This is a genomic window from Moritella sp. 36, assembly GCF_018219415.1.
GTDB lineage: Bacteria > Pseudomonadota > Gammaproteobacteria > Enterobacterales > Moritellaceae > Moritella.
Window position 1 is genome coordinate 464,273 of sequence record NZ_CP056120.1, and the last position, 21,703, is coordinate 485,975.

21 protein-coding genes are annotated in these 21,703 nt (G+C 40.4%); 6 read left to right on the forward strand and 15 right to left on the reverse strand.

Going from position 1 to position 21,703, the window contains the following annotated elements:
- Positions 1-143: 143 nt before the first annotated feature.
- Complete coding sequence (locus HWV03_RS02150; protein ID WP_211678279.1) at positions 144-1,751, forward strand: trypsin-like serine protease; 1,608 nt, start codon at positions 144-146, stop codon at positions 1,749-1,751.
- 105 nt (positions 1,752-1,856) lie between these two features.
- On the opposite strand, the gene HWV03_RS02155 is transcribed toward HWV03_RS02150, so the two are convergent.
- Positions 1,857-2,243, reverse strand: a complete 387-nt coding sequence (locus HWV03_RS02155) for a diacylglycerol kinase (RefSeq protein WP_211678280.1) — start codon at positions 2,241-2,243, stop codon at positions 1,857-1,859.
- A 248-nt stretch (positions 2,244-2,491) separates the two neighbouring features.
- On the opposite strand from HWV03_RS02155, the gene HWV03_RS02160 reads away from it, so the two are divergent.
- Together HWV03_RS02160 and HWV03_RS02165 are read left to right on the forward strand one after the other, a co-directional pair.
- The gene (locus HWV03_RS02160; RefSeq protein ID WP_211678281.1) at positions 2,492-3,661 is read left to right on the forward strand and encodes a hypothetical protein; all 1,170 of its coding nucleotides are present in this window, start codon (positions 2,492-2,494) and stop codon (positions 3,659-3,661) included.
- A gap of 2 nt (positions 3,662-3,663) precedes the next feature.
- On the forward strand, positions 3,664-4,476 hold the full coding sequence (locus HWV03_RS02165; RefSeq protein WP_211678282.1) for a TauD/TfdA dioxygenase family protein: 813 nt from the start codon (positions 3,664-3,666) through the stop codon (positions 4,474-4,476).
- Positions 4,477-4,601: 125 nt separating this feature from the next.
- On the opposite strand, the gene HWV03_RS02170 is transcribed toward HWV03_RS02165, so the two are convergent.
- From HWV03_RS02170 to HWV03_RS02205, 8 genes are all read right to left on the reverse strand, one after another.
- The gene (locus tag HWV03_RS02170) at positions 4,602-5,741 is read right to left on the reverse strand and encodes an ABC transporter ATP-binding protein (protein WP_211678283.1); all 1,140 of its coding nucleotides are present in this window, start codon (positions 5,739-5,741) and stop codon (positions 4,602-4,604) included.
- A 64-nt stretch (positions 5,742-5,805) separates the two neighbouring features.
- Positions 5,806-6,543, reverse strand: coding sequence for an HAD family hydrolase (locus HWV03_RS02175; RefSeq protein WP_211678284.1), 738 nt, complete (start codon positions 6,541-6,543; stop codon positions 5,806-5,808).
- Positions 6,533-8,011 carry a CehA/McbA family metallohydrolase gene (locus HWV03_RS02180; RefSeq protein ID WP_211678285.1) on the reverse strand — a complete coding sequence of 493 codons (1,479 nt, stop codon included), beginning with the start codon at positions 8,009-8,011 and terminating at the stop codon, positions 6,533-6,535. The genes HWV03_RS02175 and HWV03_RS02180 overlap by 11 nt, the downstream gene beginning before the upstream one ends.
- Positions 8,012-8,080: 69 nt before the next feature.
- Positions 8,081-9,361 (reverse strand): extracellular solute-binding protein, encoded by a 1,281-nt coding sequence (locus HWV03_RS02185; RefSeq protein WP_211678286.1) that lies wholly within the window; start codon positions 9,359-9,361, stop codon positions 8,081-8,083.
- A 6-nt stretch (positions 9,362-9,367) separates the two neighbouring features.
- Positions 9,368-10,306: a carbohydrate ABC transporter permease gene (locus tag HWV03_RS02190; RefSeq protein ID WP_211678287.1), complete on the reverse strand. Its 939-nt coding sequence runs from the start codon at positions 10,304-10,306 to the stop codon at positions 9,368-9,370.
- A gap of 11 nt (positions 10,307-10,317) precedes the next feature.
- Complete coding sequence (locus tag HWV03_RS02195; protein ID WP_211678288.1) at positions 10,318-11,202, reverse strand: carbohydrate ABC transporter permease; 885 nt, start codon at positions 11,200-11,202, stop codon at positions 10,318-10,320.
- Between the two features lie 117 nt (positions 11,203-11,319).
- A complete protein-coding gene (locus HWV03_RS02200) occupies positions 11,320-12,222 on the reverse strand; it encodes a LysR substrate-binding domain-containing protein (protein WP_211678289.1) in 903 nt (300 codons plus the stop codon).
- 122 nt (positions 12,223-12,344) lie between these two features.
- Positions 12,345-12,698, reverse strand: coding sequence for a DMT family transporter (locus HWV03_RS02205; RefSeq protein WP_211678290.1), 354 nt, complete (start codon positions 12,696-12,698; stop codon positions 12,345-12,347).
- A gap of 409 nt (positions 12,699-13,107) precedes the next feature.
- On the opposite strand from HWV03_RS02205, the gene HWV03_RS02210 reads away from it, so the two are divergent.
- A complete protein-coding gene (locus tag HWV03_RS02210) occupies positions 13,108-14,232 on the forward strand; it encodes a flavin reductase family protein (protein ID WP_211678291.1) in 1,125 nt (374 codons plus the stop codon).
- 10 nt (positions 14,233-14,242) lie between these two features.
- Complete coding sequence (locus HWV03_RS02215) at positions 14,243-15,349, forward strand: fatty acid desaturase family protein (protein ID WP_211678292.1); 1,107 nt, start codon at positions 14,243-14,245, stop codon at positions 15,347-15,349.
- Between the two features lie 143 nt (positions 15,350-15,492).
- Here HWV03_RS02215 and HWV03_RS02220 read toward each other — a convergent pair whose 3' ends face one another.
- The 6 genes from HWV03_RS02220 to HWV03_RS02245 are packed head-to-tail and all read right to left on the reverse strand — an operon-like array spanning position 15,493 to position 20,812.
- A complete protein-coding gene (locus HWV03_RS02220) occupies positions 15,493-16,161 on the reverse strand; it encodes an HAD family hydrolase (RefSeq protein WP_211678293.1) in 669 nt (222 codons plus the stop codon).
- A 13-nt stretch (positions 16,162-16,174) separates the two neighbouring features.
- Positions 16,175-17,191, reverse strand: a complete 1,017-nt coding sequence (locus HWV03_RS02225; RefSeq protein WP_211678294.1) for an ABC transporter ATP-binding protein — start codon at positions 17,189-17,191, stop codon at positions 16,175-16,177.
- Complete coding sequence (locus HWV03_RS02230) at positions 17,188-17,979, reverse strand: ABC transporter permease (RefSeq protein ID WP_211673902.1); 792 nt, start codon at positions 17,977-17,979, stop codon at positions 17,188-17,190. The genes HWV03_RS02225 and HWV03_RS02230 overlap by 4 nt, the downstream gene beginning before the upstream one ends.
- Positions 17,966-18,859: an ABC transporter permease gene (locus HWV03_RS02235; RefSeq protein WP_211673903.1), complete on the reverse strand. Its 894-nt coding sequence runs from the start codon at positions 18,857-18,859 to the stop codon at positions 17,966-17,968. Before HWV03_RS02235 ends, HWV03_RS02230 begins: the two co-directional genes overlap by 14 nt.
- Before the next feature lie 4 nt (positions 18,860-18,863).
- On the reverse strand, positions 18,864-19,733 hold the full coding sequence (locus HWV03_RS02240; protein WP_211678295.1) for an alkaline phosphatase family protein: 870 nt from the start codon (positions 19,731-19,733) through the stop codon (positions 18,864-18,866).
- A gap of 29 nt (positions 19,734-19,762) precedes the next feature.
- A complete protein-coding gene (locus HWV03_RS02245) occupies positions 19,763-20,812 on the reverse strand; it encodes an ABC transporter substrate-binding protein (protein WP_211673905.1) in 1,050 nt (349 codons plus the stop codon).
- A gap of 309 nt (positions 20,813-21,121) precedes the next feature.
- Between HWV03_RS02245 and HWV03_RS02250 the strand changes: the two genes are divergently transcribed.
- Entirely contained in the window at positions 21,122-21,700 is a 579-nt protein-coding gene (locus HWV03_RS02250; protein WP_211673906.1) for a cache domain-containing protein, read from the forward strand.
- Positions 21,701-21,703 lie beyond the last annotated feature (3 nt).

The following is a 21,703-nucleotide window of genomic DNA, read 5'->3' on the forward strand; positions in this document are numbered from 1 at the left end:
GAGATGATAATCATATATATACATGTTTTTTTTCTGTCTAGGTTGAAATATTGCTGTTTCGTTAGAGTATTTTCACTAATCTAATGTATTATCGGAAATTATTAATATAATCAATGGTTAATGGATAAGCCAAGGACTAGGTAATGCATTTAAATAAAATACTTTTATTGTTAATTTTAGCGCCCCTATCGCTAAGTCAGGTTGATGCTGCAGAAAACATGGATCCAAAAATTATTAATGGAGAAAAAAGTGGCAGTGGAAGCTGGCCATTTATGGTGGCTTTAGTCTCTAAAAATAGGGATGTATATAGCGGCCAGTTTTGTGGGGCTAGCTTTTTAGGTGGGCGCTATATATTAACTGCTGCGCATTGTGTCGACAGCAAAGAAGGGCAAGATCTTGATGCCGTTATTGGTATTTCAGATCTAACTCAGAGTGATGTTGCTGCACATAGATATAGTGTTAAAGAAGTTTATGTTCACGAAAACTACCCTGATGCATCGGATGGTAATGACATTGCTATTTTAGAACTTGAGCGCGAGGTAAACTATACAGCCGTTAATTTGGCTGATAGGCATTTACGTAACAACCTAGCAGTAGGTAAAATGTTAACTGTGATGGGGTGGGGAGATCAAGACCCAAGGCCAGATAACATAAAATTTGATAATGAGCTATACCAAGTTGATGTACCGCTAGTCGAACAAGCGCTATGTCCAGATGATGTCGGATCAAAAGATAATGCATTTTGTGCCGGGTATGTTAATGGTGGTTATGATTCTTGTCAGGGTGACAGTGGTGGGCCAATCGTTGTTGCCAGTGCTAATGGTTATGAACAACTTGGTATTGTGAGTTGGGGTTATGGGTGTGCAGAAGCCGGAAATTATGGTGTTTATGCTAATGTAAGCCATTTCTCAGATTGGATTGCAGGAAAAATGCAAGGATTCAGTTACCGTCAGTCAGAGTTTGTGGGGGCTAAGCATTTAGGTGCTAATTCGCATACTTTCACTATCCAAAATAATACAGCACAAATGATTAGCACGTCAGGAATTCAGGTGCTGCCCTATGATGCTTCAATAACTACGAATACTTGTAACGTGATAGCTGCTAATGATAGCTGTGCGGTTACGATTAATTACAATGCCAGAGAAAGTTTTGGAGAGGTATCGGTCAGTATGCTTACAGATCTTCTGCAAGCACCTAACCTCGATCTAAAGGTATCATATCTCGGTATTGAAACTGCGCCTACTGATGTTAGTAATATGGTTTCTGTTTCGAACAGTGGTATATATTCTTCTAAAAACTCATGGTTTAACAATGGTAGCTCAATTGAATCTCCAGTGTTGGGTTACAATGAGTTCGCGCAATTAGCGATTACGGGATTAGCTGCTGGGGAGTTATCTTTCAATGTCGATGTCTCAATCCAACGGTATTATGATTATTTTAACATATATATTAATGGCCATTTATATGACGAGGTGAGTGGTGTTAAGGCTGATGAGTTTACTATAGGTTTACCTAGAGATAATAATACAGTTGTGTTTGAGTATAGAAAATCTTCATATAATTCGTATGGCGATGACCGAATTACTATCAGTAATTTAACTCACTCGGCATTTAGCGAGTCTACAGGAGAGTCTACTAGACCTGATGGTAATGCGACTAATAGAAGTTCTGCTGGTAGTGGCGGCGCTATTAATTGGATTACTTTACTTGCTTTAGGTATGTTAGCGTTAGTTAGAAGGCGGCTAGTATAAACTATTCAGTTAGCCGTAATTGATGGCCCCAATTGGGCCATCAATTACAACAAACAACTCTTGGCATATCTACCTATATCTCATTAATGTATCTCTTCATTGTTATTACATCACTATCATAAACCAAATGAATATTGCTAAGCACAAGCTAACAAACACGGCTGCTGAGCCTATGTCTTTAGCGCGACCACTTAATTCGTGATGTTCTGTGCCGATGCGATCAACAACCGCTTCAATGGCCGAATTTAATAACTCAACAATAAGCACGAGTACTAATGATGCAACGAGCAGTATTTTATCAACATGGCTTACGTCTAATAACAGGGCAATAGGCGTGAAAATGATCAGTAAGAGCAATTCTTGTCTAATTGCCGACTCGTATTTGAATGCAGCTCGTAAGCCTTGCCATGAATATCCGGTGGCTTTGATAATTCGCGTTAATCCTGTATATCCGGGCTTTCCAGCCTTGCTTATCACATCAGTCTTATTCATTTATTCATCCATTTTCATCTAATTGAAATAATTATCTAAATTAGAACACAATGGTAGGGAGACATTTTGTAAAAGGCTGTAGAGATATGTAAGAGGCTGTAAGAGGCTATAAGAGATATGTAAGGGAATAATAAGGGAATAGTGGTTAAATTGTATCACTGGCACACATTTAATGTTTTTGTATTGTTACCTTGCTGCGTGTTCGGTAGTATTGAGGTTTTGACAACATAAAGTATTGGATGAACTAAATGAATAAAACCCTGTTTGCGGCGATCATTATATCGGCTGCTGAATTATCAGGTTGTGCGTCGACGGAATCAACGCAACAAAATGTTCATAATACCAATGATGTCGAAGTCATGGATGAGTCTGCGCTAGCGATAATAAAAGTCAAAGGGCTCGCTGAACATATTGAGCAGCAATATCAAGCGGCAAAAGAGCAGAACTATGTTTATTTTGCTCCCGACAGCTGGAGAGATGTAAATTCCGATGTTCGAGCAATGCGTACGCTGGTCGCTAGATTTGATCCCAATGATCAAGGTTTTTTTGGTGGTCCTTCGGAAAGTAAAGTAATCGATAAAATTGAAGAAGCGCAAGAAGCACTAGATAAAGCCGTACGTATTAAACAGCTGGTATCGGTATTTTTAGCACAGCAGTTAGCTGACATTGAATATTTGTCACCACAAGTTCATGGTCAATGGCAAAATTCGTTAAATGACATTAACGAAAGTACGGCCGATTTAATTGCTGATATTGAAGATGATGGCTCAACTGACGGTTATGAAAAACGCAGTTCGACAGTGCAAGCACGTTTATTACAGCTCGAAATCCGAATTGTTAAAAGTAATTATTACACGCCATTGGTAAAGAAAATGAAAAAAATGGATCAAAATCTGATCCCGCAAACGTATGCGAAAATACAACAGAGCGTGCAACAGTTAAATGATGCAATTATGTTTTCTACGCGAAACAAAAATATCATCGAAAATATCGTGGCTAAAGTTGAGAACGATTTACGTCGCGCCAATAGCGTAACAACTGAAGTGAAGTGGATCAATAGTATCAATCATTCTGAAAGTGAAAAGATCGCGTTACGTTATCGCGATGCACTATCAACTGCGGCATTTAATTTATTTTCAGAAGATATTTCGAGCCTCACCTATGTTGAACAAATTACATATTTTAATGATGCACTACATAATAAGTTGGAGCAGCAACAATCTCTTAATGATGAGCAAGCACAGTTAATTATTGCCTTAACAGAAAAGGTGAACGCGGCGTTGACAGAGAGCGATAACTTAGCAATAAATGAGACGATTTCGGACTTAGATATTGTTGCAGCTGACGCCACTATAGACGTTGAAAAGCATAGCCAAGTTGCGACTAATATAGCTATTATCAAGACTGGTGAAGAATAATAGTGAGGATTGAGTTACTTACTCCCCACATTGGTGCTTTGATCCACCATGTTGATCTTGTCAATTGTAATGACACGGTCTTTGAAACAGTTTATCAAGCTTGGTTTACTCACCAAGTAATTTTTTTCCGTGATCAAGTGTTTTCACCGCAACAACATTTAATCATTGCTGCGCGCTTTGGGGAGTTAGAGCCTATACATCCTTTTTTTCCTCATGTAGAGCAAGCGCCACAAGTCAGTGTTATTGAAACCGTGAGTGGTAAACCACCATTAGAAAGTTTTTGGCATACGGATTTAACTTGGCGACAGCAACCTTCTAAAGCTTCTATCCTTCACGCTCAGCATGTGCCAGCCTATGGTGGTGATACCTTGTGGTGTTCGATGAGCGCTGTATTTCGGGATTTACCTGAACAAGATAAAGTATTGCTGCGAGAGCTATCTGCTATGCATGCGTTATTTGCCTTTGATGGTATAGAAGCAAGTGAGATCACCGAGGACTGGCAAAAAGAGGTGATTGCAGTATCGGCACAAAATCCGCCTGTATCACACCCTGTGATAACGCGTAATCCTGATACTAATGAAGAAATATTATTTATTAACGAGCAGTTCACCCGCTATATAATTGGAATGAACCGTGATGACAGTAATATGTTATTAGCTAAATTATTTACGATGGCAAGACAGCCCGAATATCAGGTTCGTTTTAAGTGGCAGTCAAATTCATTGGCGATTTGGGACAACCGTAGTACTCAGCATTATGCGGTCATTGATTATGCCGATAGCCCGCGTAAATTACATCGTGTGACAGTCTTGTAGCTGTCTTATTATGATGTTGAATAAACGAAATTCAAAAGATAAAAAGAGAAATACATTATTTGTATTTCTCTTTTTTTATAACCTATATTTTATTGCATATTAACAAAAGTACAGTTAACTCAATTCTAATTAAGCAATGCTAATTCACTATCGACATCGAATAAATGGCAGTGCGTCATATCGAAATGCATATAGTGACTTTCACTATGTTGAATATTGTTCTTTGGGTCGAAATGACAGCGAGAAATAATCTGCTCTTGTCCTAATACACAGTAAAGATAAACTTCATTGCCCATCGATTCCACGACTTTAATGTAAGTCAGTTCAACATTTTGTTGTGGCTCTGATATATTTTCTTTTGAAGGTGTTATCACTGATATGTGTTCAGGCCGCAGTCCCAACCACACTTTTTGACCTATTTTATGTGCTACTTTTTCGGCTTTATCCACTGGTAATACGAATTGTGAACCGTTATCTAATTGTACATACGTAAGGTTATTTTCTTGAGAAAGTGTCGCGTGGATCAAGTTCATCGCGGGAGAACCAATAAAGCCAGCAACAAACTTATTGGCTGGATAATGATACAAGTTCATAGGCGTATCAACTTGCATGATTTGACCTTGGTCCAGCACGCAAATACGATCACCGAGCGTCATGGCTTCGACTTGATCATGGGTCACGTAAATCATCGTTGCATTTTGACCTTCGGCTTTCAAATCCTGGTGTAACTGGGCGATACTAATGCGGGTGGAAACGCGTAATTTAGCATCCAAATTTGACAGCGGTTCGTCAAATAAAAATACATCCGGTTTACGTACCATTGCTCGACCTAGCGCTACTCGTTGACGTTGCCCTCCCGACATTTCACCGGGTTTATTGTCGAGTAGGTGGGTAATTTCTAATGTTTCTGCTGCATCACTAATGCGGCGTTCTATTTCGCGTTTATTGATTTTTTGTTGTTTTAAACCAAAGGCCATATTCTCATAAACAGACATATGCGGGTATAACGCGTAATTTTGAAATACCATTGAAATGCCACGGTCTTTGGGCGGTAAATGATTTACACACTTGTTACCAATCATGATCTCGCCATTGCTGATGTCTTCTAACCCTGCAATCATGCGCAATGTGGTGGATTTAGCACAACCAGAAGGGCCAACAAACACCATAAACTCACCTTCATTAATAGTGAGGTCGATACCATGAACGGCTTTAAACCCATTTGGATAAATTTTCTCTACTTGACGTAGTATTACTTCAGCCATGTGATTTCCGTATTAATTATTAATTATTAATTATTAGTTATTAGTTATTAGTTATTCGTCGAGATTAACTGTGAGCAATCGTCATTAATAAATCGGTATTAAAGTCGGCAACTGAATACAGAACTTTATCAGCGTAAGGCCGTAGTTCATCTTCGGTTGCAGTGCCAGTTAAAACACCAATGGTGCTCGCGCCTGCATTACGGCCAAATTTCATATCAGAAACGGTATCGCCAAACATGATCACTTGTTGTGGTACTAAATCGCAGTGTCCACAAAAAGCATTCAATAACGCGGGTGCTGGCTTGGGGGCAATATCACCATCGGAATAACCAACAAAGTCGAATAGGTCGTGTAACTTAGCCTGTATTAAACTGTAGATAGTGGCGTCTTTTGTATCTGCAGTGGCGATGCCGAGTTTAAAGCCTTGTTGTTTTAGGTTAAGCAGCTTTGCTTTAATACCGGGTAGTGCTTGGATCAGCGCTGGGTTATCTTCAACTTGTTTATTGAACAGCTGTTTTACCGTGTAGCTGAACTGAGCCTTATCACTGCTTAGCTGTAATAATTGATACCAAGCGTCAGCCGTATCTTCGACGGGATTTGATGCAAGTAAACCGTGATTATCAACATCAGCACCGTGTACCCCTATTGCCGCTAATAATGCGACGTTATCAACGTCATGATTATTCTCAGCTGCGTAGGCCGCTAATGTGTCTCCCGCTGCGCCTTGCGCGACGTGTAACCACATTTGATGAAACTCCAGTAACGTTCCGTCTTTATCGAACAGTAAACCTTTAATTTCCATTATTTATTAACTCCATTAGTTCGCCCCAAGTACCAACTAAAGGCTGGCTAAAGATGGCTTGTGTACCGTTATAAATCGGGTTTATGACGCCCTCAAACTCAGACGCTGTAAGGTTATCTAATTGACCTCGGCGAATATCAATACGTAGCCAGGCATATGTGCTCATATCCACTTGAAAATGGATATTTTTGGTCGTGAGTTTAATGCGTTTTATCACATTGCCGTCAGCGATACATTCTGCATAATAGCTCGTGCTGGTATCTGTCACAGCCAGGCGATAATCGACTATATTTGTGCCGACATCTTGACCTGGTAAGACTGCACCAGAATTAAGTTGAAAAACCAACCCACATTGGCGCTCTAGATAAACATTACCTTGGCGTAGGCCTTGTAAAATACCGTTACCCGATAAGGTATCGGCATAGACAAATGTACTTGGATCACCATAGACAGATGGTTCTGTCGCATTGGCGTTGCGTTCATGGGGTTCTAAGTGTGAGTCACTGCCACCAACGGCTGCGATACGATGGCCGCTGTTCCATATGTGCGTTAATAGGATTAGTGCATCTTCAGTGGCTTTGGGTGATGTTGACCATGTAGGGTCACAGCAGACCTCAAAGGTATTTACTTTTTTTAGTGCGATATTTTCGTAATGCCAGTGCCAAGGTTTCATCGCTGGGTGATTAATACTGATATTACCTTCATCTTGTGCAACCAGGCTAAGCCCCTGTTCAATCAAGGCCGCGCTGGAATAAGTGGCATTAAACATATTAAGGGTGCGGCGCGGGCCGTGCACATTAAAATGACCTTGGTCTGTGGTGACCTCAATCGCAGGTAATATTAATGTATGTTCACACATGGGCAGCGCAGGGTGACAAATATTGTGCTCGGTGAGAAAAAAGAAATCGAGCGCTTGTTGTTGGGCTATTTGCGTTGCTGCAGCGAGGGTATTATTCCCATCTGATAATTGCGTATGGGCATGTAAATCACCACGATACCAAGCGGCGTTATTATTTTTACTGTGGTTGTAATCAAAATGAATGCTGTGATCAAGCGGAGCGTTTTTATCGGCAATCAAACAAGCATGCGTTTGCGTTGCTAACAATTTCTCATGACTGCTATATTCGGGGTTAATATGCTCACTTAATTCAACATCAATCGCATAGCGCATGGCTTTTGGCGTTCTGGTTTCACCTTCAAGATTATACAAATGTAGTTGCCAATCGCCAGGAGGTAAATGACCTGAAATACCACCAAGTGAAGCCGATTTCGATGTTAAAATTAACGTTTTGTTGGCTTTCTCAAATAACAAATTTGCACGTAACTGTTGCTTACTGTCATACAGATAGGCATATAAAAAGCCTTTCTTTACTGTCGTTGCAGTAAGGGTGAGGGTGTTAATATTGGCGTTAACATTAAAATTCAAAACGCGATGGCCAAAGACCAACTCACCAGTAAAATTCAACATGGTAAATCCTTGTTGCTATTAGTTGTACTGGTGATGAATGCTGCGCACTCATCACCCGTTTTATCATGCTTAACGATTAGCACGATCTAATGCACGTTGTGCACGTTTAGCTGCTTGTTTTAATGCTTTTTCGGCTGGTATGTTTTCGATTAAAATCTGATCTGCAGCAATCGATAGCGCATCAGTGATCTTGCCTTTCGTTGGGTCAAAAAAGTTTTGACTGGCAAAACTAGCTTGTTTTAACGGAATTAATGCTTGTGGATTTTTCGCCGTATAATCTTGATATGCAGGGACTTGTTTGACACTTTCTCGAGCTGGAATATAACCTGTTAGCATTGACCAACGTGCAGTATTTTCAGCATTGGTATAATATTTCATGAACTCAAATGCGCCTTTTGATGCTTTATCATTTGTGCCTTTTGGCATGACAAAACTCACTGCGCCAGCTTGTGGTGCCGCAGGGTTATTACCCCAACCTGGTTGCGTGGTAGCGCCAAGTTTAGTGAAATCAAGATCTCCTTGATCGCCTGATGAGCCGGTATAGCCTAATGCACGATCTTTCATCACGTCATCAATGGTTTTGTACCAGTATTCCCAACCTTGACCACCGTGATGAATACGCATCGTTTCATCTTCATGGATCCATTGACGGAAACTATCCCATACTGTTATCCATTCTGGAGAGTTAATTAAAATAGTTTTCCCGTCATCACTGATCACTTTGCCGCCGTTAGAGTACGCCGCATCGATTAAGTTATCTTCACCCCACATTGGCTCCCAGCCATAAAAAGTGGTGTTGCCTTTGGCGTCTTTTTTACTTACTGCTGCAGACACTTTTGCCACACCTTGCCAAGTACTCAGGTCTTTTTCAGTAAAGCCGTGCTCAGCCAGTACCCGTTTGTTGTAGTAAAATATCTGGGTCGTGCCGTAAGCGGGTAAGCCATAAACTAGGCCATCTGGTGCTGTCACTTGTTGACGGAAGGCGCCAAGAAAATCATTAAAATTGAATGTGCTGTCCATATAAGGACGGATATCACGAACCAAATTACGTTTTGCCATCATTTGTGCTTGACTAGAATAAAGTAATACAAATTCAGGTGCTGTTTTTGACGCCATACCTGCTTGTAGCTTCTGGTAGGTTTCGTCGTAGTTGCCTTGCAAGGCACTTTTAATCACATATTCATCCTGACTGCTATTAAATTCAGCGATCAGCGTAGTCATTAATTGTTGTGGTTTTGTGCCACCAGAATACCAAAAGTCCACTTCGGTTTTCGCCATTGCGCTGCTGGCGAAAGCGACTGCTCCCATTGCGTAGCTAGAACATACAATTGCTAATGTTTTCAGTTTCATATTTATTTACTCTTTTACACCGTTATCGGCAATGCCGGACAAAATTGTTTTTTGACAAATAATGAATAAAATCAACAGCGGTAGTACAGCGATGGTACTTGCTGCCATGATCTGTGACCAATTTAAGCCGTAGTTACCTTCGGCAATAAAAAATTGTCTAATACCCGTCGCAATCAAGTTAAGGTCTTGCGACGTGATTAATAGACTTGGCCACATATAGCTGTTGTAGTTAGTAATAAAAGTAATCAAGAACAAGGTAGCTAAGGCTGCTTTGCACTGTGGTAGCACGATCGCCCAGAGAATTTTAACTTCTCCAGCTCCATCGATCCGCGCCGCTTCAATCAGTGATGGATGCACTTTTAAAAATACTTGGCGTAGATAAAATACACCGAACACACTCGCGGCATTAGAGATAATCAACCCGGTATGACTATCGAGTAACCCCATATTCGCCAAGGTGATATACGACGGGATATACGTCACAGCCCCCGGCAACATATAACAAGCCATGACCACAAAATAGAGTGCGGTTTGTGATTTAAATTTGAACTGGGTAATGGCATATGCAAACATTGCCGAGTTAATCATCACGATCAGTGTGGTGAATAACGCCACCGTAAAACTGTTCATGATGTACAAGCCAAAGGGAGCACTGTTAAATGTTTCAACAAATGTTTCCCAACGAAATTGCTCTGGTAAAATATTAAGTGGGTTACTGAATATTTCATCATTAGACTTCATCGAACCTGATAACATCCAAACAAATGGGAAAACCATGATTAAACCAGAAATGGTTAAGAAGCCATGTTTTAGCAGTGCCAAACCCGTGGGTTTTAATACTGCTTTAGCCGGTATGTTTGCCGTTGATACTTGTACTGCTATGGTCTTTTTATGTTTACCTGTTTGGTCGTTAGCCAGAGGTAAATCGATGGATCGAGTTGTCATCCGTCTTTTCCTTAGTAATATATCCAACGTTTACCCATCTCGGTGTTAACCAGTGTTAAGACACCCGTGATCAGTAAAATGATTAATGAGGTTGCCGCCGCAGGGCCCATATCGTATTGTTCAAATGCTTGTTGATAGAATAGATATAACAAGGTACGGGTGCTGCCACTTGGACCGCCTTGCGTCAGGATTTGAAATTGATCAAATGCTTGTACCGCGTTGATCATGTTGACAATGATTAGAAAGAAAGTGGTTGGCGAAATTAACGGTAGGGTGATCTTTATAAAACGTGTCCATGGGCTACAACCATCAATTAATGAGGCTTCATAGAGTGATTCAGGGATCTTGTTTAACGCACTGATGAAAAATAACATAGTCCAACCAACGGCTTGCCACACGGTAACGATAATCACCACTATCATGGCTGTATCACCGCTTTCTAACCAAGGGATAGGCTCAAACCCTAATTTACCCAGCAGTAAGTTTGCTAACCCTGATTTAGTTTCGAATACCCATGACCAGACGATTGATACAGCGACGGTTGGTGTGATCCAAGGTGAGAAGATAACCGCACGGTAAAGTTGGCTACCACGGAAATTTTTATGCAGTAATAAAGCAAACGCCAACCCTAACACTACCGTTGGAATCACCACTCCCAGCGCAAACACAAAGGTATTATTTAATGCATCCATAAAGTAACTATCTTCAAACATGTATTGATAGTTTTCTAAACCTACATAGCTATATTCTGGCGAGATATAATCCCAGTCAGTAAAGCTGATATAGATGCTCCAGCCAAATGGCACAATCCAAAAGGCGAATAGCGGGATCAATAAAGGTGCGATAAATAACAGTACCTTTAGTTTTTCCGATAGTGCGTTCGATTTAATCTTCATAATAAAGCTTTTCCTTAACTGTATGTGAACATCATAGGTTGGCACTGTGACAAATTTGGTTGTGTCATCATCATATTTTCCATCGTCAGGCATAAGAAAATGTGATGCTTAAATCGATTATGCATTAGAAAAAATAGCCTGCATCGCGCTATCGATATCTTGTTGGTGTAGCCAATCGCAAAAGAAATTAACTTTGGCGCTGCGTTTATTGGCAGTGATGACGTAGTGCCCTGAATCGGACGGCATACTGCCATTCAGTGCTAAGACGAGCTCACCTGACGTGAGCGCTTTTTTTGCCACTAGCGAGCGCACCAGCATTAAGCCAATACCTTGCTTCGCGGCTTCTAAACCATGAAGTGAATTACTTATTTCGAGTTGAATATTTGGTGGCTCGGGCGCGATATCATGATGACACAGCCATTGCATCCAACTTTCTTCATAACCCTTAACTTGAATAGCGGGCAGTTGCGAAATATCTTTGTTGGCTAGTGCATCAAGATGCTGCTGTTGGAATGCGGGACTGCATACCATCAACCATTGCTCTTGGCATAGGCGTTCGACTTGGGTGTCCTCGCTGTCAATAAAACCATTGGTGATCTCAACATCCGCTTCACTGCAAGGTTGGCGTGATGGCCAATCGACTAAGGTCAAATCTAATTTAATGAAAGAAAACTTGTTACTGAAATCAGCCAGTTTGGGGATTAACCAATTATGACCAATAGAGGTGTTGGCCTTAATACGTAGTACATCGGATTGTTGTGCTCCGAATAATATTTGTGTTTGCAGCTTTAGATGTTGCAATGATCCGGCTACAACTGGCAGATACTGCTGCGCAGCTTGGGTTAAGGTTACGCCACGTTGATTACGAATAAATAAAGTGCAATTGAGAAATTGTTCAAGGCTTTTTAGCTGTTGGCTGACCGCCGCTTGCGTTACGTGGAGTTCACGCGATGCAGCACCAATCGAGCCTAACCGAGATACGGCTTCGAAAGCCAAAAGTGCACGTTGTGGAGGAAGCATACATTGCCTTAACAAATAAATGGTTAAAGTAATGGATTTGTATGACAGTAATATTAAAAAAGCCTGTAATGTGAAATTAATATTACTATTAACTCTGACTTTATTTAATGTAATCACCTTAATCAGTGGCTTATTGTAGTAGAAAACATGTTAATTATGACACTTCCAAGTAAGATTAAGCTTATCCCTATAATGGCTACCCAATCGAGTTGTTGGCCATACCATAACCAACTAATTATGGTCACAAGCACAATTCCTGCGCCACACCAAATCGCGTAAGCCACACCAATCGGCACTGATTTGATGGTAATAGACAGTAAGAAAAATGCCAATGCATAGCAGATAAGCACGATCACACTCATGAATGGCTGACTAAACTGTTGGGTTTTTGGTAGCAGGGATGTGGCAATCACTTCAAAAATAATCGCAAGTAGTAGCAGTAAATTCGGGGGCATAGTTGCGAGCATTTTTAGCATAGTATTTACCATCGTCTTCAGGGTTAGTGGCAGCGGACAATACCTGAAGAAGATGACAAAATTTAGCGTGTAAGAATTAGATTTAATGATGTTGAATATCACTTAAATTAAGGGGTTGGCTTTCACTGGTTAATTCGTTTTTTATATACTTTTGATCATTTTGTTTATTTTAACCACAGGTTTTTTTTCATGATTATCATATAAAACTGTAATGAAAATGTAATTGTAAATGAACTTAGTTAACACTTGTTCATATCTTTTTCTGTTTTATAACTACGTGTCACGTAATAAGTCGTTGTTTTTACTTGGTTAAGTTTATATTATTTAAAGTTAGAATGTTTTTCAAATACTGATAGATCATTCTAGTGTACACCTGTAAGCTCTGTTTAACTTTTAGGGAGAGTGCTATATGCTTAATGAACTAACCAATAAATTGTCGCTAACGTTATTTAATAACGATACATTCAAGGCTTACTTCGCCCCATTTTCAACCAAGCCCATTGCGGTAGTTATGGGTGATATGCACGCGGCAAGCGTCGTGGGAATCAAGACTGAAAATAATGACATGTATTCATTAACATTAGCGATATCAGGCAAGGTGAACGAACAACCTTTTTCATTTAAGGCTGGTCAATATGTTGAGTTGCAAGTAAAGAAAAATGGCAGTTATGTTAAACGCCCTTTTACCATTTCTTCGCCTGTATCGCAGTTACAGCAAGATAAAACCATCACTTTAACAATTAAGAAGCAATTTGAAGGGCGGATCACGCCTTGGTTGGAAAGTGCTGTCGAAAAAGGAGATCTATTCGGTATTTCTCCTGCCAAAGGTGCCTTTGTATTAAATACAGCGGTACCACAAAACCGAAATGTTCAAACAAGGAAAGAGGTAATATTCATTGCTGGTGGCAGCGGTATTACCCCTTTTCACAGCTTGCTGTTATCACATGTCGTGAATAACCCGACGATCAATTTTACCCTGCTTTATTATGCTCGAGCTAATCAGCATGCGCTGAGAGAAAGCCTTGTATTGCTAGAGGTTGAACACGCTAACTTTACGCTGACGTTATTACAGAGTGAACGTGATGGCCATTGTTCTCAAACGCATATCAAGGCGGTTACAACAGACTTAGCGCGCTGTGATGTATATATCTGTGGTCCCAATAGCATGATGGATAGCACGCAAGCATTATTACTCGAGATGGGACTTCCTCAGAATGCATTGTACCTTGAGCAATTTGGTCTCGCCAGTTTCAGTCATGTCGATTTAAATGTCGCGCGTAAGATTTCATTTGCGACTACCAGTAAAGACATAGTTGTGAATGAAGACAATCAGCAAACACTATTAACCATTGCCGAGGATAATTATGTCCCCGCGAAATATGGTTGCCGTATTGGTATTTGCCAAGAGTGTAAGTGTAAGAAAGTAAGTGGTGTGGTTTATAACAGCCAGACTAAAACATATTCAGATACTGGCGAAGAAGATATTCAAGCTTGTATCAGTGTGCCAGTGACTGACGTCGTTATTAATTTATAGGGAGAGCGTAATGGCAAAGTTAAATGAAGAGCAGTTAGAGCAACTGGCGATAGATCTTGATGGTGTGAAAGCAAGTGCCATGAAGCAAGTGGGTAGTGCCGATGAACGTTATATTAAAAAGATTGTACGCCTACAACGTACGCTAGAAATCTCTGGGCGTATCTGTCTCGTACTGGGCTTTATGTCTTTATACTTCTGGGGTGTCGGTGTGCTGTTATTAAGCGCGTCGAAGATTTTAGATAATATGGAAATTGGTCATAACGTATTGCATGGTCAATATGATTGGATGAATGATCCGACGCTTAACTCACAAACATTTGAATGGGATAATGCGTGTAGTTCAGAATCGTGGAAGCGTGTTCATAATTATGAACACCATACTTATACCAATATTATCGGTAAAGACCGTGATTTCGGTTACGGGTTATTACGTTTAAGTGATGATTTTTCTTGGCGTTTACGTAACTTATGGCAATTTGGTACGTACCTTGTGTTAAGTACGTTATTTCAATGGGGTATCGCATTCCATGAAATGGCGGGCGAGCGAGTATTCTTTGGTAAAAGAAAAGAAGGTCGTGCGTCACATGTTGATATCGAGCAATTAAAGAAAATATTTTACAGCAAATCAACACGCCAAATTTTAAAAGATTACGTTATCTTTCCAATCTTAGCCGGACCGTTTTTTGTGATGGTACTATTAGGTAACCTATGTGCTAATTTACTGCGTAACTTTTGGACTTCAACGATTATTTTCTGCGGACACTTTCCAACCGAAGTATATACTTTCACGGAAAAAGAATGTGAGGATGAATCTCGTGGCCATTGGTATTATCGTCAGATTTTAGGCTCGGCAAACTTAACAGGGCCTAGATGGTTCCATATTTTAACGGGCCACTTGAGCTGTCAGGTAGAACACCATTTATTTCCTGAAGTGCCCGCACATCGTTATGTGGCCATGTCAAAAGAAGTGCAAGTTATTGCGGCTAAATATGGAATTGCTTACAATACGGGGAGTTTCTTTAGTCAGTACGCATCGGTAGTACGACGCGTTATTTACTTCTCATTCCCAGTAGGTAAAGTAACGGGTAAGAACGCGGCACTTTATCCTCGTTTTTAACGCTTATTAAGGTCAGTGATACTGCCTAGTTAATGGTAATAAATACGAAAAAGCCTGACGGTGTGAATCGTCAGGCTTTTTGTGCGCTATTTATGAAGGCTTGTGCTGTGGTTAAGCTCGTTTTTATGTCTCAGTTAATGATTCTAAGTTAACGGTGACCAAGTTAATTTCGGCCAGTGTTGTGTTTCAGCATAACGAGCTAATTGTGGGCATGGGTTAACAACATGCGGGTATTGACTGAATAAACATAAAGGCAGATCGTTAATTGAATCAGTATAAAAATAAGTATCAGTAAAGCTCTCGCTTTGCTCTGCCAACCAGGATTCTAAGCGTGTGACTTTACCTTCTCGGTAACTGGGTACACCCATAATATTCGCCGAATAACAGCCATTTTCAACTAACAGATCTATGCCCATCGCATGGGGGATACCGAGTCGTTTGGCTACTTTTTTAACAATGAAGCTGACCGTCGCCGAGATCAATACCGTGGTAATATTGTCCTGCTTAAGCTGTGTTAACAATTGTAGTGCTTGCGGAAATACCGTTGGCATAATGTGCTTCTCTACACATTCATCAACTAATCTATCGACTTCTTCTTTAGGAAGCTGCGCAAGGGGCGCTATCGAAAAATTAAGGTATTCAGGCATATCAAGTTCGCCAGCTGAATACAACGCCATTAAACGTTGGTCTTCTTCTAAAAAACCAGGGTCGGTAATTATCCCTTTGGTCACCAAAAATTGATGCCATAATATCGCGCTATCAGCACCAATGAGGGTTTCATCCAGGTCAAAAATATATAATGGTTGGCTCATGGTATTCACTCCCTTAACCTACTTGTTGTAATTCATTTAAATTAAACAGTAACTCGAGTTGTGAGCCCGTCTCGAATAGTCGCTCTGATGAACGATTGAGTAAATCGACGGTAATATCACAGCCTTTCACAGCCACTTGATAGCGGATTACATTGCCCAATAATTGGTGGTTTTTAATGATGCCCTGAGTCGGTTCAGAAATATGTTCACCATAATCACGACCCGCTTCGCGGACATAAATTGATTCTGGGCGAATCGCCAGTTTGCCATTAATTTTCATATTAAGTACATCTTGCGCCTGTTGCGCAGACAATAAATTATAATTCCCCATGAACCCGGCTACAAATTCATTGTGTGGTTGGGTGTATATTTGCTCGGCACTGCCTTGTTGTACTATCGCCCCTTCATTCATCAAAAAGATACGATCAGACATGGTCATAGCTTCTTCTTGATCGTGGGTAACAAAGACGGTTGTGAGGTTAAGCTCTTTTTGAATGTCACAAATTTGTTGACGTAAATGTTTACGGATACGGGCATCCAACGCCGAAAGTGGCTCATCAAGTAGCAATATTTTTGGTTGTACTACTAATGCTCTTGCCAGCGCGACACGCTGCTTTTGACCACCTGATAGTTGATGTGGATGCTGGTGTTCTTTGCCTTTTAGCTCGACTAGTTCAATCACTCGTGCCACTTGCTTGTTTATTTCATCTTTGCTCAGTTTCTTCATTTTTAAACCGAAGGCGATGTTATTTGCTACCGTCATATTCGGGAATAAAGCATAAGATTGAAACACCATGCCGATGTCTCTTTTTTGTGGGGCTAAATGGGTAATATTCTGTTCACCAACCCATATTTCACCAGCGTCGACGTTATTTAGACCTGCAAGACTGCGTAACAAGGTTGATTTACCACAACCACTGGGGCCGAGTAAGGTAACAAATTCACCTTGCTTGATATTGAAGTTAATATCTGAAAATACGGTATTACTACCAAAGCTTTTTTGTAGGTTTTTTACAGTAACAAAACTCATGATGGAGCTCCTCGGTTAATACGGCTAGCCAACCAAGTGAAAAGAAAAATAAAGGCAAAGTAAGTCATCACTAACGCGGAGGTGAAGTGACCACTGGTTTGACGCATGTTATATAAATATATTTGCAGGGTTTCATAACGTGTCCCCACCAGAATATTCGAAAATACGAATTCACCTAATAAGAACGAGAAAGATAAAAACAGTGAGGCAAATAGCCCTTTCTTCAAATTAGGTAAAACAACCATAAAGAATGCTTGTGTTGTACTCGCACCAAGTAAGTGTGCGGCATCCATTAGGTCTGCCAAATTAATCGCTTCAAAGCTGTTAGCGATAGCGCGATACATAAATGGCAGCGCAATAGTGAAATAAGTACCAATCAAGATCCACGGCGTACCGACAATTTGTATTGAACTATCAGCATATATTTGCAGTAAACCTACCGACGATACCACTGGCGGTACAGCAAAGGGTAATAAGATCAGTACATTCATCAGCCCGTTTAACTTAGGGAAATAGTAAAACACCACAAAGATGGCTGGAATGATCAATACACTGCTTAATATTAAGGCGCTAATACAGATAAACAGTGAGCGACCAAATGCGGCAATAAAGCGCGGATCTTGCCATAACTGACTATACCAATCGAAAGTCAAACCATCGGGTAAAATCGTAGCCCCCCAACTAGAGGAAATAGAATAAATAAACGTCGCAAGGATAGGGATGAATAATAACGTCACTGTGCCATAGACAATAAATTTATGAAACGACGAAGAATTAGCGTTTTGCATGATAACTCCGGCCAATAAGCATTTGGTTAATGATGGTAATAAACGCCAGCAATAAGATGAGTAAGACCGAAATGGCGGCAGCTAGATTCGGTTCTAGAAAAATATCGCCCGACACTAAACTGGCAATACGTACGGTGATGACATTGTAGTTACCAGACGTTAGCGCATAAACACTGGCATATGCTCCCATTGCATTGGCAATCAAAATAATAAAGGTCCCCAATAATGCTGGTGAAAGTACTGGTAAGGCGATGTAACGCCAGAATTGCCATGTTTTAGCGCCCAGTAATGCGGATGCCGCTTGCCAATCGTCGCTCAATGCATCAAATGCAGGGTAGAGTAGCAGCACGGCGAGCGGTACTTGAAAATAGATATAAAGGGCCAGCAGTCCCCATTGACCATATAAATTAAAGTCGTCAATAATACCGTATTTTTTCAGTAATAATGTCAGCGCCCCGTTAAAACCGAGAATGATAATAAAAGCGAAGGCCAGAGGCACACCGCTAAAGTTAGCTGTCATATTGGTAAACGAAATGATCCAATCACGTAACCAAGAATCAAAGCGGCGCAGTGATGATACGAAGCATGCAGCAATGATAATCGCGACTAAGCTAGACGTAATGGATAACCAGAGACTATTAGTAAACCCTTGTAAGATAAACGCAGAATCAAAGATTTCCAGGTAATTCTCGAAGCTGAACGTTTCTTCATAAATGAAACTGTTGACCAGTACCCATAACATTGGGGCTATTTGGAACATAAAAAATAACAGTGCAAACGGCAGTAAGATTAATGCAGGCTTGAACTTCGTTAATGCCAAACGCTTATGGTTTGGCTTTGTGGTTGTTACTTGTGTAACTGGGACAGAAGCAGTGTTCATAGACTTATTTACACTCTTGGACTGTTTGATTAATCGAGCTCGATTGTTTGATTACTCGCTCAGGTTTTTTTATTAATAGATCCTGATTGTAGGATTTGTCATGGTCGGTTAATCCCAATAATTGGCAAACATTGCCGCAAATATCTGTTTGTTTCATTGTCGTAGGCTGGTGGCTAAAATGTTCACCGATCACAAACAAAGGCACTGCGCGTTCTTCAGGTAAGATGCCGCCATGTGATTTATCATTGTTCATGCCATGATCACTGGTGATCATGATCTGGTAGCCCGCTTGTAACCAAACATCCACATAGTTAGACAAAATTATATCTGCGCGACGCGCTGAATTACGGTATTGGCTCGAGTCCAGTCCAAATTTATGCCCCGCATCATCGATGTTCATCGGGTGGATTAGCAAGAAATCAGGCTGGTGCTGTTGGCGTAGATTTTCTGCGTCCAAAAACAACATTTCATCAGGGTAATGATCCAGATGATAGAAGCAACCATGTTGAATATTCAAACTTGGGTCTTGGGTAAAGCGATCGCGCACGGCATTGTAAGGTGCGATGTTATATAGCTCGCTCATCCAATGGTAAGCGGCAGCTGCAGTGGTGAGAGAGGCTTGTTTAGCTAAACTAAATACACTGCTATGGTGGGATAGACGAACAATATCATTATTTACTATGCCACTTTGTGCTGGTGTAACGCCTGTTAATAAACATTCATACAGCGGGCGCGACATTGATGGTAGCTCGCTGATAATCGGATAAAGTGTCGCTCGATCTTGTTCGATTAATGCATTCAAGTAACCCATGCACTCATGGGCTACTTGATGATTAAGACCATCGAGAACAACAAGTATGACTTTATTGTTCATTGAATTCTCGTTGTTTTATATGGTTTTTGCTATTTAACATGGAGCAGTACGTTTTCTTGCCACTGACGTGGTAATTTACGCGCGCTTTTTCCCCAAGCCTTAAAGTCTGTTACTGGGTGAACATTGGTGTATTGCTCATCGGGTAATAGTTTCGCTTGGATTGACGCTGGTAAACTCACATTGTTACGAATTGGACGTGCGTAGCCTTCAGCTAAATTGATTTGGCCTCGATCACTGAAGATGTATTCACGCGCAAGTTTTGCTGCATTTGGATTTTTGGCATATTTATTAATGATGGTCGTGTAACCAGAGATAACGGAACCATCTTGTGGAATCGATACCGTGAAACGGCTACGATCAATTTTATCGCGATAGCTCAGCGCATTAAAGTCCCAAAGGATACCGACTTCAACTTCGCCTTTTTCAAGATTAGCGACTACAGGGTTATTAAATGATAAGCGACCTTGCTTTGCTAATTCGGCGAAAAATTTAATCGCAGGTTTCAGATTTTTTTCACTACCACCTAGGGCAAATGCAGCAGCCAGGACTGCATTATTTGCTTGTGATGCAACGCCTACGTCACCGACTGTGACTCTGTAATCACCTTTTAAGATATCGTCCCATGATTTAGGCGGGTTTTTTACTAAGTTATTATTCGAGATAAATGAGATGGTGCCAGTATAAGCAAGTGCCCAGTGACCATCTTTATCTTTAGCCCAGTTGGGTATGCTATCCCATGTGCTTGGTTTATACGTTTGTGTTACGCCTTGTTTCACTGCTATACGCGCAAAAGCAAAGCCGACATCACCGATATCTGCGGTTGCATTGTGTTTTTCGGCTGCAAATTTTGCAACTTCTTGTGCTGAACTCATATCAGTATCTTGGTGTTTTAAGCCATAGATATTCTTTAGATCAACCCAAGTATCTTTCCAGTTCGCCCAGCTATCTGGCATGCCGACACTGTATACAGCGCCTTCTTTTTTTGCAGCGACAATAATTGAATCAAGATTGTCACTGGCATTAACGGCCGTTGTCATCAAACTTGCGATTAATGTAGTACTGGTTAGCAACGTTTTCATTATCTCTATCTTCCTAGACAGGTGAGTGAGTTCGCCGTTATATTATGTCTATTTTGTGACAGCTATTGTTGTTTTTTATGACAGTTTTATGACACTGCGGCGACAATAAATAGTTACTTTAATAGGCTGGTATTTTAAATATCAAGGGGTTTATTTAGAATAATACGCTGCTATTCAACAGTTTAGCGGCAGGTATAACCTTTCGTTTGATTATTGTTTAGATTTATATTGTTGTGCTGTATGATTGAGAAAATCAGTCGTAGCAAAAGGTTGAACTAATAAGGATGTGGATGTTCATTAAGTTTATTAATGTTAAAAAAAATATCACTAGAAAAAAAATTATTATTAATAGCAGGCAGTCTATCTGTGCTATTCATTGCATTCAATATCAATTATTTTTTATATATTCGAAATAATGTCATCGATCAGCGTCGATGTGCATTAGTACCCCGCATTAATTCCATTAGTTCAATTATTAACGATTATTATCAGCTATATCTTGATGGTAAATTAGAATTATTAGACGCTCAATCGCAGGCTATTAAGAAAATACATCAAATCAATAAAGACAATGATAATTACATTTTTGTGTTTAGGGATGATTATCTCTTACTTGAATCCATTAACCGTTCTGTGTTGCGTAACCAGAATGTCAAAGAGATCAAGGATATTAAAGGTGTAAAGCTCTATCAGCTTTTACATACCGAAGCGATAACGAGAGCGAATGGGGGTTATTCTCATTATTATGCTTATTCTAAAGTTTCACATGAAGAGCAGGAAAAAATTTCCTACTCTGAGTATTTTGCTCCTTGGGGTTGGATCTATGGTGAGGGTATGTATATTAATGATGTTGATGAGTCGATTCTCAAGATGCTGACCTCATACTAGTCT